This is a genomic window from Aquitalea sp. FG25 (assembly GCF_057809375.1).
Genome location: NZ_JBMDJV010000020.1, coordinates 84,949 through 100,082, shown reverse-complemented (window position 1 = coordinate 100,082; position 15,134 = coordinate 84,949). Strand labels below are relative to the sequence as shown.

At 57.6% G+C, this 15,134-nt stretch carries 13 protein-coding genes; all 13 read left to right on the top strand.

The genetic code is table 11. The features are described from left to right. Positions 1 to 368, top strand: a 368-nt coding sequence (locus ACODR9_RS17475) for a DUF2345 domain-containing protein (protein ID WP_488810740.1), incomplete at its 5' end; no start/stop codon positions are given. Continuing rightward, entirely contained in the window at positions 365 to 1,153 is a 789-nt protein-coding gene (gene tla1, locus ACODR9_RS17470; RefSeq protein WP_488810738.1) for a toxin Tle1 chaperone Tla1, read from the top strand. The genes ACODR9_RS17475 and tla1, both read left to right, overlap by 4 nt. A 48-nt stretch (positions 1,154 to 1,201) precedes the next feature. Then, entirely contained in the window at positions 1,202 to 1,738 is a 537-nt protein-coding gene (locus ACODR9_RS17465) for a hypothetical protein (protein ID WP_488810736.1), read from the top strand. Positions 1,739 to 1,774: 36 nt separating this feature from the next. Next, the gene (locus ACODR9_RS17460) at positions 1,775 to 2,566 is read left to right on the top strand and encodes a hypothetical protein (RefSeq protein WP_488810734.1); all 792 of its coding nucleotides are present in this window, start codon (positions 1,775 to 1,777) and stop codon (positions 2,564 to 2,566) included. A 184-nt stretch (positions 2,567 to 2,750) separates the two neighbouring features. After that, entirely contained in the window at positions 2,751 to 3,302 is a 552-nt protein-coding gene (locus ACODR9_RS17455; RefSeq protein ID WP_488810732.1) for a DUF3304 domain-containing protein, read from the top strand. A gap of 252 nt (positions 3,303 to 3,554) precedes the next feature. Next, on the top strand, positions 3,555 to 4,106 hold the full coding sequence (locus ACODR9_RS17450; RefSeq protein ID WP_488810730.1) for a DUF3304 domain-containing protein: 552 nt from the start codon (positions 3,555 to 3,557) through the stop codon (positions 4,104 to 4,106). A gap of 56 nt (positions 4,107 to 4,162) precedes the next feature. Further along, a complete protein-coding gene (locus ACODR9_RS17445; RefSeq protein ID WP_488810728.1) occupies positions 4,163 to 6,223 on the top strand; it encodes a T6SS phospholipase effector Tle1-like catalytic domain-containing protein in 2,061 nt (686 codons plus the stop codon). Positions 6,224 to 6,295: 72 nt separating this feature from the next. Continuing rightward, entirely contained in the window at positions 6,296 to 8,155 is a 1,860-nt protein-coding gene (gene tssF / locus ACODR9_RS17440) for a type VI secretion system baseplate subunit TssF (protein ID WP_488810726.1), read from the top strand. Continuing rightward, positions 8,119 to 9,156 carry a type VI secretion system baseplate subunit TssG gene (gene tssG / locus ACODR9_RS17435; protein WP_488810724.1) on the top strand — a complete coding sequence of 346 codons (1,038 nt, stop codon included), beginning with the start codon at positions 8,119 to 8,121 and terminating at the stop codon, positions 9,154 to 9,156. Before tssF ends, tssG begins: the two co-directional genes overlap by 37 nt. A 42-nt stretch (positions 9,157 to 9,198) precedes the next feature. Then, positions 9,199 to 11,847, top strand: coding sequence for a type VI secretion system ATPase TssH (gene tssH / locus ACODR9_RS17430; protein WP_488810722.1), 2,649 nt, complete (start codon positions 9,199 to 9,201; stop codon positions 11,845 to 11,847). Between the two features lie 11 nt (positions 11,848 to 11,858). Continuing rightward, the gene (locus tag ACODR9_RS17425; protein ID WP_488810720.1) at positions 11,859 to 13,301 is read left to right on the top strand and encodes a hypothetical protein; all 1,443 of its coding nucleotides are present in this window, start codon (positions 11,859 to 11,861) and stop codon (positions 13,299 to 13,301) included. Continuing rightward, positions 13,298 to 13,561: a PAAR domain-containing protein gene (locus ACODR9_RS17420; protein ID WP_488810718.1), complete on the top strand. Its 264-nt coding sequence runs from the start codon at positions 13,298 to 13,300 to the stop codon at positions 13,559 to 13,561. Before ACODR9_RS17425 ends, ACODR9_RS17420 begins: the two co-directional genes overlap by 4 nt. Positions 13,562 to 13,582: 21 nt before the next feature. Beyond that, positions 13,583 to 14,665, top strand: a complete 1,083-nt coding sequence (gene tssA / locus ACODR9_RS17415) for a type VI secretion system protein TssA (protein ID WP_488810716.1) — start codon at positions 13,583 to 13,585, stop codon at positions 14,663 to 14,665. Positions 14,666 to 15,134: the final 469 nt, after the last annotated feature.

Sequence of the window (15,134 nt, the reverse complement as noted above, 5' to 3'; positions counted from 1 at the left end):
TGGCCGGGGTGAAAGACAAGGTGGCGCTGAAGCTGATCGCCGCCAAAGGCAAGGTGCAGTTGCAAGCGCAGAGCGATGCGATGGAACTGACGGCGGATAAGGATGTGACCATTACCTCCAGCAAAGAAAGGATTGTGGTCAACGCCAAGCAGGAAATCTTGCTGACCAGCGGCGGCGGCTATATCCGGCTGAAGGGCGGCAATATCGAAATCCACTGTCCGGGGACGGTGAGTGTGAAGGGGGCAAGTCATAACCTGAGCGGGCCAGACCAGATGAATCCGCCACTGCCCAGCTTCCCTAACAGCGTATGCAAACCCTGTATGGCCAAAGCATTCAATCAGGCCAACCCATTGGTAGCCGCCAAATGAGTCAACGCATCCTGTTAAACCAAGCCACGCCAGAAGCCTGGCTCACGCTGCTACAGAACCATGCAGCCGCATTGGCATTGGAATGGCTGGACCTGATTGTAGATCAGGCCGAGTTAAGCCCTACATGGCAGCACCGGATTACCACACTCAACAAGCCGGTGGCACTGCTACAGGACACCCCGCATGAAGAAGCGGCAGAAGCCGGCCCGGTACTGGTACGCGTTCCGCTCCATGTCACCGACCCGCAACTATTGAAATTACTGCAGCAATGGCATGGTCAGCCCAGGGTAATGGCCCTGCTAAGCAGCTGGGACTTTGCCGACCTGGTCAACAACTGCCGTCTGTGCCTGCAGGCATCCTGGGAACGCGGATTGAAAAAAGGCGTATTGCGCTATCACGACCCCCGGCTGTTTGCCGCTGTGGTGGATACGCTGGATGAGGACAATCGCAGCCTGCTATTACGCCCTGCCCGTGAATGGCACTGGCTGGACCGTGATGGCAACGCCCGCATGCAGGACACCGGAAAATGGCAAAGCCCACCGCCTGCCCTATGGCTAGACGAAACCCTGCCATTACAAGACAGCCAGGTGGATGCTCTGGCCAATTGGCATGTTGCCGAGCAATGGCGGCAAAACCACCTGCTCAGTCCGGAGGAATTCCAACTGCAGTCCGAAGAAGAGCTGATGACGCGACTGGCACAGGCGCACCAGGCGGCGGACAAAGCAAAATTGTGGTCGGAAGATGCACGCATGCCATTAGTTGAGCAATTTTTGCGGATTAACTAAGCATATTTAAGATGTTGTAACGATCCCCTTATCGAAGACAAATCAAAAATGAAAATCAAACTGAAAAGCACCGCTGCACTTCTTAGCTGGGCATTCTTGATTAGCAACATATCAACAGCACCAATTGCATTGGCTGGTAATAACACTTCCCCACTGGAAGGCAGTTATGTCTTGACAGACGACCACTGGCTACCACCCCACCTAAGACTGGAAAAGTCAGGAAAATTTTACTGGGATTTATATTACAAAGGAAACTATAGCGTTAGCGGAACCTGGAATATAAAAGACGGAAAAATAAACCTAATAGCCAACAAAGGGAAAGGCCGTCCTAAGTACCAGCCATACACACCAGATCAAATAAGCTTCCGCAACCCCAATGAGGTGGTCGCAGCTTACGTTATTGGTACCGGAACACAAAGCATATCCGGAGATGCCGCAATTTTTGAAGATGAAAAAGGCCAAATAATCAATGGCGAAACATCCCGGAATTATAATGGTTTGCTAACAGCAAAAAAACCTCCCTCCTGGGGGCCATGGAAAAGAGTCGCCCTAAAGCGTACTGACGGTGAAGATAAATGGAACTGATTTCCCGTCACAAATGCCGCCCGCGAGAGTGGCGTCATGACCATGCTGTTAAAAAATTCAAATGAAATTGCTCCTGTGTTCAACAACACCTTACTTTCCTTAAATAGCGGTGAAAACGATGATTTGATACTTTCCATGCCAAGACCAGAAATAAAAGAAAACGCTCTCGCAATAAGAGGAATCACCAGCTTATCTTATCGAAAACAAGAAAAGCCAATCAGAGAAAAATTTCCAATTGGAAAATACACATCACCCACTACAAAATCTGAATTATGGTTGACTGCAAATCACAGAGCAGCATGGCACTCGCAATCCGACTATTTGGATGGAAAATGGCGTATTGAAAATCGACTAATTAAGTTTACAACCGAATTACCTAAAACTCAGCCAACCTACCGCTTAATGACTAATAATGAAGAAAAAATCATTAAGCCTGCCACCAACGAGGAGCTGATTATTGTAGTTGGCATGCCAAGAGCTGGAGGTGCCGAGGACATCGAAGTGCAATTTCAATCAAACGGAAAAATCCTGGGTCATGCAGTCAGCAACAGTAGCGGCGATGCCATTTTGCGGTGGAACGGATCGGCTTCTGACTGGACAAAGGTCGGCTTACGAAGAAACGGCAGCCATGATTCTTGGTCCTGGCTTGACATTCCAGCAGAAAAACGCAGCAAGCGCATTGTCGGTGTAGCCATCAATGATCTTGGATTGACTAAACCCATTGTACCGGAGTTATGGATAGGTCAATCTCAAGACGGTGGGCTTATTTTACTAGATCCATTCATGGGGTCGACTGTGCACTACACCAAGAAAGCAGAAGAAAAGTAATATGGCTTGAAATCAAGCCAAGTTAGCTGACACAGTCAATGAAACGAATAATGGCAAGTGCTTTTAATTAATGTGGCATAACACAGCCACATCACGGGCACTTGCCATACAAAAAATGCATGAATAGCAAAACCATGCAAGATGTGGAATTACTATATGAAGCAACACACTCAGCAACAGCACAATGTTTAAAAATAAATTATTGGCCATCATCAGCAGCACCCTTGCCCTGCTTAGCGGCTGCCAAAGCATGGCCGACGAAGCCACTATTGGCATTGCTGGCAGAGTAGTGAATGCTGACAGCAGCGTCCAAATACTTAATGCAAGCCTGAATGGTAGTGGCGTGAGTGGATCCGGCGGTGATGAATGCTGCATGAGCATCCCGACAAAATGGAAGCCGGGCATGACGGCAACGATTAGTTGGACTAAAGACCCCAACCCGACAGCCAACCCTGATGGAACTAAAGAACCAAGCTGGACAAATGGAAGAAGCACTCCCGAGTGGAGAAAGTGGATGAAAACTCATGAAGCCAATTATAAAAAAATGGAAAAGATCATCCCCTTACCAAAGTATGGTGAGACATGTGGTGTCACATTTGTATTTTTACCATGTGACGATGCACGGGTAATTCTAGATTGTGATGAAAGATACAAATTATTCAGAGCATTACCTGGTGGGAAGGACCGCTATCCCGAATTGATTCGTCGCATGGGAGGACGTGCGACATGCCAGTAAGTCTTGCACCTCACTATCCGGATTCTGGCTTCTTTCCAACCCGAATTGCGGACATCTTGCGACAACGCCGCGAACAGCAAATGGATATTGCTGAAAGCTGCATGGATGAATGGGTCGCCAAATAAATAGCCCCTTAACTGCAACCAACAGCATGATGATTCCGGTTATACAGTAAATAGAACCATCAGCAAAAATATTGGCAAGTACTACTTAAAATGACCATGCAAAACAATTCAATCAAGGAACAGCACAATGTCAAGAAATAAATTATTGGCCATCATCATCAGCACCCTTGCCCTGCTTAGCGGTTGTCAAAGCATGGCCGACGAAGCCACTATTGGTGTTCCAGGCCGAGTAGTCAACACCGACAGCAGTATCAAAATACTTAATGCGAGCCTGAATGGTAGTGGTGCAAGTGGCACAGGTGGTCAAGAATGCTGCATGAGCATTCCGGCCAAATGGAAACCGGGCATGACCGCAACGCTTAGCTGGACCAAAGACCCCAGCCCAGGAGTCAATCCAGATGGTACAAGAAGACCAGCCCTGCCGAATGGAATAACTACTCCAGAATGGAAAAGGTGGATGAATATTCATGAAGCGAATTACAAAAAAATTGAAAGAACTATTCCTTTACCAAAGTATGGAGAAACATGCGGCGTAACCTTCATCTTTCTCCCGTGTGATAACGTAAGAATCGTTATAGATTGTGACGAAAAATACAGTCTCTTCAAGGATCTACCTGGCGGAAAGGAATTTTATCCTGAGCTAGCCCGCCGTGCGGGGGGAGCAAAAACATGCCGGTAAGTCTTGCACCACATTATCCTGAGGCTGGTTACTTTCCAAGCAACATAGCCCATATCTTGCGACAACGCCGCGAACAGCAAAAGGATATTGCCGAAAGCTGCATGGAAGAACGGGCTGCGGGCAAACCAGCCCCCTGCGATATGGTGCTCAATATCAGCCTGTTCTTTGATGGCACCAATAATCACGGTGATTCCGATGACAAGGCAAACCCGGTATGCAGCAGCAATATCCGTCGTCTTTACAATGCCACAATCGGTGAAGTATCTGCTCAGAAGAGTGGATACTTCAGTTATTACATGCAAGGCGTTGGTACTGAATTTAAAAAAATCGGCGAGGATGGCCCTTCTTCCAGCGGGCTGAGTTTTGCCAGCGGTGGCGAGCGCAGAATTCTATGGGGCTTGACTCGGCTTATTGATGCTTTACAACAAAGTTTGATTTCTAAGGAAGTAGATGACCGTCAAGCCATGAAGGTAATCCAGCAAATGGAATTTACCTATAAGGAGGGTAATCATGGCGTGATGGTAAAAACCGACACCAGCAAGCAAGATCGCCGCGCAGCAATGAAGGCTGGCATGAGCGATGTTCTGGCCAAACTGGATAGCAAGCCGACCATCCTGAAAATCAAGCTGTACATTTATGGCTTTTCCCGTGGTGCTGCCGAGGCCCGCGCCTTTTTGTGGCGGCTGGATGAGCAAATGCAAGACAGCGCCTTCTTTGGCATCCCACTGACAGTGGAATTTCTCGGGGTGCTGGATACGGTGGCCTCGGTTGGCCTGACCGAGCTGGCCCCCGGTGCGCAAGGCCATATGGATTGGGCTGACGGCACCATGCAGCTGCCACCGCGTGAGTGGCTCAAGCGCTGCGCCCACCTGGTGAGCGCACATGAACAGCGCCTGTGTTTTCCACTGGACTCGGTGGCCACCACCACCCAGGGTGCCTACCCTTCCTGCGTGGTAGGCGAATGGGTTTATCCCGGCATGCACAGTGATGTAGGCGGCGGCTACCCGCCAAACGATCAAGGCAAGGCACGCGACGGACAGGAAATGTTGCTGTCACAGATTCCGCTGAACCATCTGTATCGGCTGGCTTTTGATGCTGGGGCACCTTTGAAAATTGATGCTGACCGTTGCCAGCAGGGTAACGCAAGTGAGAAGTCCAAAATCAAGATGCTTCAGGCGAAAGAACCGTGGCGATTTTTTAACGACGAAACAACAAAACTCTTTGCAGTTGATCCCAAACTCATCCAGCGCTTCAACGCATGGCGGCATGCGTCCAAATCAGTTGGCTCACTGATTGACCTGATCAAGAACCAGACTGCGCAAATCAATGCCTGGCGTATCGAGCGCTATGCAGGCGGCTTGCATGGCAGTGGCGGGCAAGATCAGGAAACCACCGACTACTACAAATATGCCGCGACAGAACGCGAAACGCCGGGCTGGGCAATCAAGCAAGAGAAGGACGCCTGGGAAACCCAAAGCAAAAAGGGCAAAGCCAGTGCCACCAAGATGAAGTGGCCGGAGCACAGCGTTAGCAATATCAATGGCCGCGGTATCCATTACGAGCCAGTGCCGGAGGACAGCATGTCGGCCAATGACAAGGCTTATGTAGGCCGGGACTATCAACCCAATTTGTCCAAGGGCTATGAACCCACCCTGGACGGAACCCAGCTGCGGATGGGGGCCAAGGACTTTCGCGATGACTATCTGGGCATTCTCAGCGTAGACCCGAATCCGCTAGGTTGGCTGGCATCCCTGTTTACTGCCATCTCCCGCCCCTTCAGTGCCGACTGTACCGGCACCGAGCGTGAAATGCTGATCAAACACAGCGAAGCCAAATACCCGAAGCTGATTCAAAACGCGGATCTCATGCTGTTATTCGACGAACATGTCCACGACTCCCGCGCCTGGTTCATGCAGTCCACACTGGGCAAGCTAGAACCCCATGGTTCTTATTGGCGCTATCGCACCATCTTTTTCACAGATGACGACAACAACAAGAAACTCATCTGCAAGGCCCCGGATACCGAGAAAGATGATGATGATTCCGCTGCCGCAACTGAACAGCCAGGCCAAGATACAGCAGCGCCAAGCACGGGCTTACCCGCCACGGCCTTTTGACATGCCTGCCACCTTGGCGATGGGCAACGATGCATGGGTGCAATCACCCGCCCCTTTATGATGTGAGTTTGAATGCTTGAATCCCTCCTCCCTTTTTACGAGCGCGAGCTTGGCCAGTTGCGCGAGCTGTCCGGCGAGTTTGCCCGCCGCTACCCCAAGATTGCCGGGCGGCTGCAGATGGAAGGCGACCAGTGCGCCGATCCGCACACCGAGCGGCTGATCGAGTCGTTTGCGCTGCTGGCGGCACGCATCCACAAAAAGCTGGATGACGATTATCCGGAAGTGGCGGAAAGCTTTCTGAACGTGCTGTATCCGCATTATCTGCAGCCCATTCCCGCCGCCACCATCGTGCAGCTGGAGTGTGACCCGGCGCGGCCGGAGATTGCCCGCCGCTACCGGGTGGAGCGTGGCCAGATGGTGCAGGCTCCGGCCATCAATGGTGTGGTGTGCAAATTCCGCAGTGCTTATCCGGTGGATTTGTACCCGCTGTCGCTCAGCGAGGCGCGGCTGGAGCTGACCAGTGGCTCGCCCTATCTGCGCCAGCTAGCACCGGACGCAGCAGCGGTGCTGACACTGGAATTGCACACCCACGGCGGTTTGCCGGTGAATGCCATCGCTCTGGAGTCGCTACGCTTTTTCCTGGATGGCGAACCGGCGCAGATGCACCTGTTATATGAGTTGCTGCTGTCCGGCGCGCGCCGGGTGCAGGTGGGCGATGGTAGCGAAGATCCGGCCCGTACCCGGCAATTGCCCGCCTCCTGCATCACTCCGGTGGGCTTTGGCCGTGACGAAGGCATGCTGGAGTACGACGAGCGCTCCTTTATCGGCTACCGGCTGTTGACCGAGTACTTCTGCTATCCGGACAAGTTTCTGTTTGTCGACATTGGCCAGTTGGGCAAGGCCGTGGCGCGGCTGGATGGCGAGCGGCTGGTGCTGCGGGTGATGCTGGACAAATTTGCCGATAGTGAGCGTTACAACCGCCTGCTGACCCAGTTGGGCGTACAGCATCTGAAACTGGGCTGCACGCCGGTGGTGAATCTGTTCCGCCACGCTGCCGAGCCCATTCGCGTTACCCACCAGAAAGCGTCCTATGCGGTAACGCCGGATGGTCGCAAACAACATGCGTATGAGGTGGTGCAGGTAAGACGGGTGCAAAGGGTGGAGAAATCTGCCGAGGGTGAGCGCAGTGAGGAAGTGCCGCCCTTCTACGCCATCCGCCATGCAGTGCAAGACAAGGCACCACGCTTTTACTGGCATGCCAGCCGCCAGGATTCGCCCCATCAGGGTGACAAGGGCAGTGATCTGGAAATCCACCTGGTGGATCTGGCCTTCCATCCGGTGCGCCCGGCTACCGAGGTGCTGAGCCTGGAGCTGCTGTGCAGCAACCGCGATCTGCCCGAGCAGATTCCTTTTGGCGGCAGCCAGGCGACGGCACGTTCGGACTTCACCATTCCCGGCCACGCAGTGGTCAAGCGGGTGCGGCTGTTGCGCAAGCCGGGTGCCACCCAGCGCAGTCCGCTGGGCCGTGCAGTGCAGTGGCGGCTGATTTCGCATCTGTCGCTCAACTACCTGTCCATTGTTGATTCCGGCGTGGAGGCGCTGCAGGAAATGCTGACCTTGTACAACCTGACGGATTCCGCCGCCAATACCCGGCAGATCCAGGGGATTGCGGCAGTCACCAGCGGACCGGCAGTCACCCGGGTGGCCGGGCGTGATTTCACCGGCTTTGTCCGTGGCAGCGATATCCACCTGACACTGGATGCCGATTATTACGTGGGGGGTAGCGTGTATCTGTTTGCCTCGGTACTGGAGCGCTTTTTTGCGCTTTACTGCGCGCCCAATAGTTTCACCCGCCTGCATGTGGAAAACGTGCAGGACAAAGAGGAGCTGCTGACATGGCCAGCCCGAGCCGGCGAAGCCCTCGTGATTTGAGGCAGGAACTGGCGGCCGATGCCAGCCAGTTTGGTTTCTTCCAGGCGGTGCGCCTGCTGGCGCTGTCGGGGCGCAAACGCGCGGGCAACAAGCGGCGCTTGCCCGCCGACCTGCGTTTTCGCACCCTGGCCACGCTATCGTTTCCACCCAGCGAGCTGGCGGGCTACAGCCCGGCAGCGGACGCAGACACCTTAGCGGGCGACACCCCCGCCACGGCGGAAATGGCTGTCAGCTTTATGGGGCTTACCGGCCCTTCCGGTGCACTGCCCACGGCGTATACCGAGCTGCTGCTGGAGCGCAAGCTGCGCCATCGCGACCACGCCATGCATGCGTTTTTCGACATTTTCAGCCACCGGGCAACGGCGCTGTTTTACGAAGCCTGGCACAAGTACCGCTTTTGGCTGGATATGGAAGCGGGCGAGCGTGATGGCTTCACCCGCCATCTGTTGGACTTGGGCGGCACCGGCCTTTCCACCTTGCGCCAGCAAATTGGTGCCAGCATGGTGCTGGACGAAAACCTGTTTGTTTATTTTGCCGGCCTGCTCAGCCAGAAGCCGATGTCGGCGCAGTCGCTGTCCACGCTGATTCAAAGCTTCTTTGGGGTAACTGCCCAGGTGGAGCAGTTTGTCGGGCAATGGATGGTGCTGCCGGAATCCGAACAAAGCCGCCTGGGCGACCAGGCTTGCGAATTGGGCATCTCCCTGCTGGCGGGAAACCGCGTGTGGGACCGCCAGACCAAGCTGCGCCTGCGCCTGGGCAGCATGAATGCCGAACGCTATGCGGCACTGCAGCCGGGTGGCGATGCCGCCGCTGCGCTGCGCGCCGTACTGCAGTTTGCCCTGGGGCACAGCCTGGCGGTGGAAATTTGCCTGGTGCTGGAGAAAGAAGCCGTGCCACCGCCCTGCATGTCCGCTGCCACCCCCCTGCTGCTGGGGGGCAACTGCTGGCTGGGGCCGCAGTCGCACGACCCGGACGATATGCGCTACGTCCTGCTGCACTGAAGCAGCCGACCCGAATCTTGATTTAAATAACTGGAAAACCACATGTCGGTATCACTCAAATCGCTGATCGAACGCCTTACCCCCGCAGCACGCCAGGCACTGGAACAAGCAGCCAGCCGCGCCCTGGGACGCACCCACTTTGAAGTGGAAATCGAGCATGTCCTGCTGGCCCTGCTAGACCAGCAAGACAACGCAGCCCTGGCCGCGCTGCTGGCGCTGGGCCTGCCCATCGACCAACTGGGCCGCGAGCTGGATGCCGCCCAAGATAGCTTCCGCAGCGGCAATACCCGCAACCCGGTGCTCTCCGCCTGGCTGCCGCGCTGGCTGGAAAAAGCCTGGCTGCTGGCCAGCATGGAGCATGACGAAAGCGATATCTCCACGCTGGATCTGCTGCTGACACTGTGGCATGACGACACCCTGCGTAACGCCGTACAAGACAGCTCGCGCACACTGGCCGCACAAGACAGCAGCCTGCTGAACGGGGCCTATCGCGAATTGCGCCGTCATGGCGGCGAAGGCAGCGCCAGCCCGGCCAGCCAACAAGCAGCAGCCGCCGAGCAGGCAGACGAGACCAGCGACGCCCCGGCTGCACCGCAACGGATGCGTGGCAATCCGGCACTGGACAAATACACGGTAGACCTTACCGCCCAGGCCCGCGCAGGCAAGATCGACCCGATTCTTGGCCGCGACAGCGAAATCCGCCAGATGATCGACATCCTGATGCGCCGCCGCCAGAACAACCCCATCCTGACCGGCGAACCCGGCGTAGGCAAAACTGCGGTAGTGGAAGGGCTGGCACGCCAGATTGTGCTGGGCGAAGTGCCGGACACCCTGCTGGGCGTTACCCTGCGCACGCTGGATCTGGGCCTGCTGCAGGCCGGTGCCAGCGTGAAGGGCGAGTTTGAAAACCGCTTGCGCCAGGTGATCGACGAGGTCAAGGCCAGCCCGGTGCCCATCATCCTGTTTATCGACGAAGCCCACACCCTGATTGGCGCGGGCGGTGCCGCCGGCCAAAACGATGCCGCCAACCTGCTGAAACCGGCGCTGGCACGCGGCGAGCTGCGCACCATTGCCGCCACCACCTGGGCCGAATACAAGAAATACTTTGAAAAAGACGCCGCACTGGCACGCCGCTTCCAAGTGGTGAAGGTGGAAGAACCCGCTCCCGACATGGCGGTGCAAATGGTACGCGGCCTTACCGCCGCCATGCGCCAGCACCATCAGGTGGATATTCTGGACGAAGCCATCCGCGCCGCCGTGCATCTGTCCAGCCGCTACATCACTGGTCGCCAGTTGCCGGACAAGGCCATCAGTGTGCTGGATACTGCCTGCGCCCGGGTAGCACTGTCGCGCGCCGGCAAACCGGCCCCGCTGCAGGACATCCAGGTGTTGATTGACAATGCCGAACGCGAAATCGACGCACTATCGCGCGAGGAAGGCCACGCCGAACGCATCGCCGAGCTTGAAACCCGGCTGGCTACGCAGCGCACCGATCTGGATGCCTTGCACGCCGCCTGGCAGCAACAGCAACAGCTGGTAGACGAAATCGAACAGCTGAAACAGCAAACCGCTACCACACGCCCGGCAGGCAAGAAACCCAGCCCGCTGCAACAAAAGCGCCTGGCGCTGCGCCAGTTGCAGAAAACCCAGCCGCTGGCGTTTGAATGCGTGGACGAAAGCGTGATTGCCGACGTTATCGCAGGCTGGACCGGCATTCCGCTGGGCCGCATGGTCAGCAACGAGCTGGAACAAGTACAAAAACTGGGCCAGTTGCTGGCAGAACGGGTAATCGGCCAGGACCACGCATTGGCGCAGATTGCCGAACGGGTACAAATTGCCAAGGCCAATCTGGAAGACCCTGGCAAGCCCAAGGGGGTATTCCTGCTGGTGGGGCCGTCCGGCGTGGGCAAAACCGAAACCGCGCTGGCGCTGGCCGAGGCGCTGTATGGCGGCGAGCGCAATCTGGTCACCATCAATATGTCCGAATATCAGGAAGCCCACAGCGTGTCCGGCCTGAAGGGCTCGCCACCCGGCTATGTCGGCTACGGCGAAGGTGGTGTGCTGACCGAAGCGGTACGTCGTCGCCCTTACTCGGTGGTGCTGCTGGATGAAGTGGAAAAAGCCCATCCAGACGTGATGGAACTGTTTTTCCAGGTGTTCGACAAGGGCGTGCTGGAAGACAGCGAAGGCCGCGAAGTGGACTTCAAAAACACCATCATCTTGCTGACTTCCAACGCCGGTACCGAGCTGCTGATGCGCGCCTGCGAACACGGCGTTACGGTTGAGGGCGAAACCCGCGACCCAAGCGCGGCCGACCTGGTGGAAATCCTGCGCCCCACCCTGCAGCAAGCCTTCAAACCGGCGCTGCTGGGCCGGCTGGACATCGTGCCTTACTTCCCCATCAGCGACGAGGTACTGCATGCCATCGTGGCACTCAAGCTGGACCGCATCCGCAACCGCATTGCCGACAACCACGGTGCCAAGGTGGAGTTCCCCGCCACGCTGGCCGCCACACTGGCCGCGCGTTGCATGGACGTGGACAGTGGCGCGCGCAATGCCGACGCCATCCTCACCCGCACCCTGCTGGCCCCCATCTCCTGCGACCTGCTCAGCCGCATGGCCAGCGGCAAGCCGGTGAAGAAGATTGCCGTCTCGCTCAAGGGTGAGGATATCAAGGTCAGGTTGAGCTAAGGGCAGATGGCATGTTGAGATTGCTTACTCTGTTTGGTGGCTTCACCGTTGGCTGGTGGAGCCTGTTATGGCTGGTGCTGCCGCTCAGCTGGCAGCGCATCAGCCCCTCGGCCATGCTGTTGCTGCATATCGTGCCGCCGGTGGCGCTGACGCTTGGGCTGCGCTGGTGGAGCGCCCGCAAGGAAAAAAAGGCCGAGGCCGAGCGCCAGCAAGCCGAGGCCGCCGCCAACGCCGAACGCGTGGCAGCACGCGAAGCAGCACGCCGCTTGCATTACGCGACACTGGATGAGCGACAGCACACCATCGCCTGCCGCTGGTTGCGTTGCACCGCCTTGCCGGTGGGAGAAGAGCCTGCCTGGCTGGGCGAAGCCGATGACCATTGCCAGTGGCTGACTCTGGACCGGAAGGAGTTGGCGGAAGAGGACGGCGACGACCTGCTTGCCGCACTGGCCACCCCGCAACGCGAAGCACTGGAGGCCTTGTATCTGGCAGCGCCGGGCGCGGCCTGGCTGCCGGTCTACACCGAGGTGATACCCACGCTGTCCGGCATCGAACAGCTGGCAGCGCTCAAAACCGTGCAGCACGAAGCCGCCACCCTGGCACTGGACAGCACAGCGCCCGCCGTGGAGTGCCGCTTCCTGCCCGGCCACGGCAGTGTGGCCGAACGCGCCCGGCAACTGCTATTGCAAAACACCGACTGCCCGGGCCTGGTGGTGCTGGCCGCCGATGCGCCCATTCTGCCGCTCGCCGATGAGGACGATCTGGACGCTGAACCCGACCCGGAACAAGCCTGGCGCGGCAAGCCCGGCCTGGCCCTGGCCTGCCTGTTATTCCTGCGCCAGAACCTGCCCTGCGAGGAAGACCACAGCACGGTGCCAGTCAGCGACAGTCAAGATCCTTATCAACCCTATTGGGAAAAACCGCACAGCATACAGCACAGCACAGACTGGGGCATGGTACCGCCCAGCCGCCAGCCATCACTGGCCGCCTTGCCGGTACTGGCCGAGCTCACCCAACCCATCCAGGGTGCCGCCGCATCCAGCCGGGTCATGCAGTTAAGCCGCCAGTTGCAACCCATGCTGGACAATGCGCTGGTTAATGCGGCCTTGCTGGATTATCCCTTCAGCGAGGAAGACGCCCAGCCAGCAGCCAACCGTGCCGCCAGCCTGGGCTGGCTGGTGCATAACAGCGGCGAGGTGCAGATGGGTGGTGCACGCCTGTCGGCCCTGTCCGGCGCACTCAGCCGCCATCAGGTAGAACTCCACCCCATCGACCAAGCCAGCAACACGGTACGGGAATGGGGGGATAACGGCGTGGCCACGGCAGCCTTGCTATGCGCCACCGCCATCACCCATTGCCATGCGCTGGCCGCACCGGTGCTGTTGGCACAGTTTGGTCCGGACGAGCTAGCACTCAGCGTGGCCCGGCCACCATTGGAGGAAATGTCATCGTGAAGCGCGTCATTCGACTGGGCGACCCCACCGATCACGGCGGTAATGTCGTCAGTGCCGCCGCCACTACCACGCTGTTTGGCAAACAGATTGCCTGCCTGGGCGATGCCGTCAGCTGCCCACGCCAGGGCCATAGCAACTGCACCATCGTCGAAGGCGATGGCAGCTGGCTGGTGGGTGGCAAACCGGTGGCACTGGAAGGCCACAAGACCAGCTGCGGTGCCGTACTGATTTCCACCCTGCCAGAAGTTGGCAGGGGCTGATTACCCATTTTCGGAACCATCATGCAAGACATTATCGAAGCCCTGCTCAGCCCCATTGCCGGGGACCAGCCAGCGGGTGAAGACCTGAGCTACTCCACCCTGTTCGACCAGATTCGCGAAGCACGCCGCAGCGATGACCCCGCGCTGGCCCAGGGGGAATGGGAGCAAACTCTCAAGACTGCAGAATGGCCGCGCGTCATCCGCCAATGCGAAGCCGCCTTTACCGAACAAAGCAAAGACCTGCAGCTGCTGGTATGGCTGGCAGAAGCCTGGGTACGCCAACATGGCATCAGCCGGCTGAGCGATGGCCTGGCCCTGCTCAATGGCTGGAGCGCCCGCTTCTGGCAAAACGGCTACCCGGAACTGGACACGCAGGACCCAGACGAACGCGTAGGCAAACTGGAATGGCTCAACCTGCAGCTATCCGCCGCCATCCGCAGCGCGCCGCTGCTCAAGCCGGAATTTGGCGGGTATAGCTGGCAGGCCTGGCAGGAATCCCGCGAGGTGGACAATCTGGGTCTGAAAAACCCCGAGGCACGCGACGCAGCGGTGGCCGAAGGCAAGCTGGCGGGCGAGACGTTTGAAAAAGCCGCCACCCAGTCCGGAGCCAACTGGTTCTCCGGCCTGCACGACCAGCTGGTACAGGCGCTGGCCGAATACGAAAAGCTGGAGCAGCAAGTAGACAGCTTACTGGGCCAGCACGCCCCCAGCCTGGTGGAAATCCGCAACGCCATCTACGCCTGCCAGGATCTGGTGCTGCGCTATCGCAAACAGAATGGCGGCCCCGCCATCCCCACCCCGGCCACCGTGCCGGAAGGAACACGTGCCATGGCACCGGCAACCAGCAGCACCGCCCTGCACCACCCGTCCCCAGCCGCCTTTGATGGCCAGATTCGCAACCGTGAACAGGCCGTGCAGATGCTGGGGGAAGTGGCACGTTACTTCCGTGCCCACGAACCGCACAGCCCGGTCGCCCTGCTGGCCGAACGCGCGGCACGCTGGGCCGAGATGAGCCTGGAAGAATGGCTGCAGCATGTCATCAAGGATGACTCCACCCTAAGCCAGCTGCGCGAGCTGCTGGATTGCGGATCAGGCCAACCGTAATGTCCACTGTGCGGCACTGACACGGTGTTTCATCTTGGCCTGACAGGGCAACAGGCTGGGGTTGGCCAGGGTGGACACTGGCAAGAGCACGCGGTGCTTGCGGTTTCCATCGACCAGCCTCAGTCATCACCATGTGTCGCCACCATCTGCCGCCATCCGGGCTTGCCTTCGTCCGATCCACTGACCGCATAAGCAAGCCCGTCCTCCCCAACCAGCAAACCACCAACTGGCCCGGCCGGTGACGGCGCGGCAACGCTGCGCTGTATGTAAAGCGCTTCACCCCACCGGGCGCGCCACAAACAGCCCGCATGGCATAAATTCGACCGAAAACTGGCGTAGCTTATGCTACGGCTGAGTTATGCCAGTACGCCAAGCAATACGGCCCACGGTTCAACAACATCCAGGGCCGCAGGGACGGCCCCAGCCACACTCGATGACATTGAAATACAAACTTGTCGTGACCTATAAA

What these genes read in the sequence shown, in the direction of transcription:
- tla1 (WP_488810738.1), top strand. Translation starts at nt 365, where the DNA reads ATGAGTCAACGCATCCTGTTAAACCAAGCCACGCCAGAAGCCTGGCTC.
- ACODR9_RS17465 (WP_488810736.1), top strand. Translation starts at nt 1,202, where the DNA reads ATGAAAATCAAACTGAAAAGCACCGCTGCACTTCTTAGCTGGGCATTC.
- ACODR9_RS17455 (WP_488810732.1), top strand. Translation starts at nt 2,751, where the DNA reads ATGTTTAAAAATAAATTATTGGCCATCATCAGCAGCACCCTTGCCCTG.
- ACODR9_RS17460 (WP_488810734.1), top strand. Translation starts at nt 1,775, where the DNA reads ATGACCATGCTGTTAAAAAATTCAAATGAAATTGCTCCTGTGTTCAAC.
- ACODR9_RS17425 (WP_488810720.1), top strand. Translation starts at nt 11,859, where the DNA reads ATGTTGAGATTGCTTACTCTGTTTGGTGGCTTCACCGTTGGCTGGTGG.
- tssH (WP_488810722.1), top strand. Translation starts at nt 9,199, where the DNA reads ATGTCGGTATCACTCAAATCGCTGATCGAACGCCTTACCCCCGCAGCA.
- tssA (WP_488810716.1), top strand. Translation starts at nt 13,583, where the DNA reads ATGCAAGACATTATCGAAGCCCTGCTCAGCCCCATTGCCGGGGACCAG.
- tssF (WP_488810726.1), top strand. Translation starts at nt 6,296, where the DNA reads ATGCTTGAATCCCTCCTCCCTTTTTACGAGCGCGAGCTTGGCCAGTTG.
- ACODR9_RS17450 (WP_488810730.1), top strand. Translation starts at nt 3,555, where the DNA reads ATGTCAAGAAATAAATTATTGGCCATCATCATCAGCACCCTTGCCCTG.
- tssG (WP_488810724.1), top strand. Translation starts at nt 8,119, where the DNA reads ATGGCCAGCCCGAGCCGGCGAAGCCCTCGTGATTTGAGGCAGGAACTG.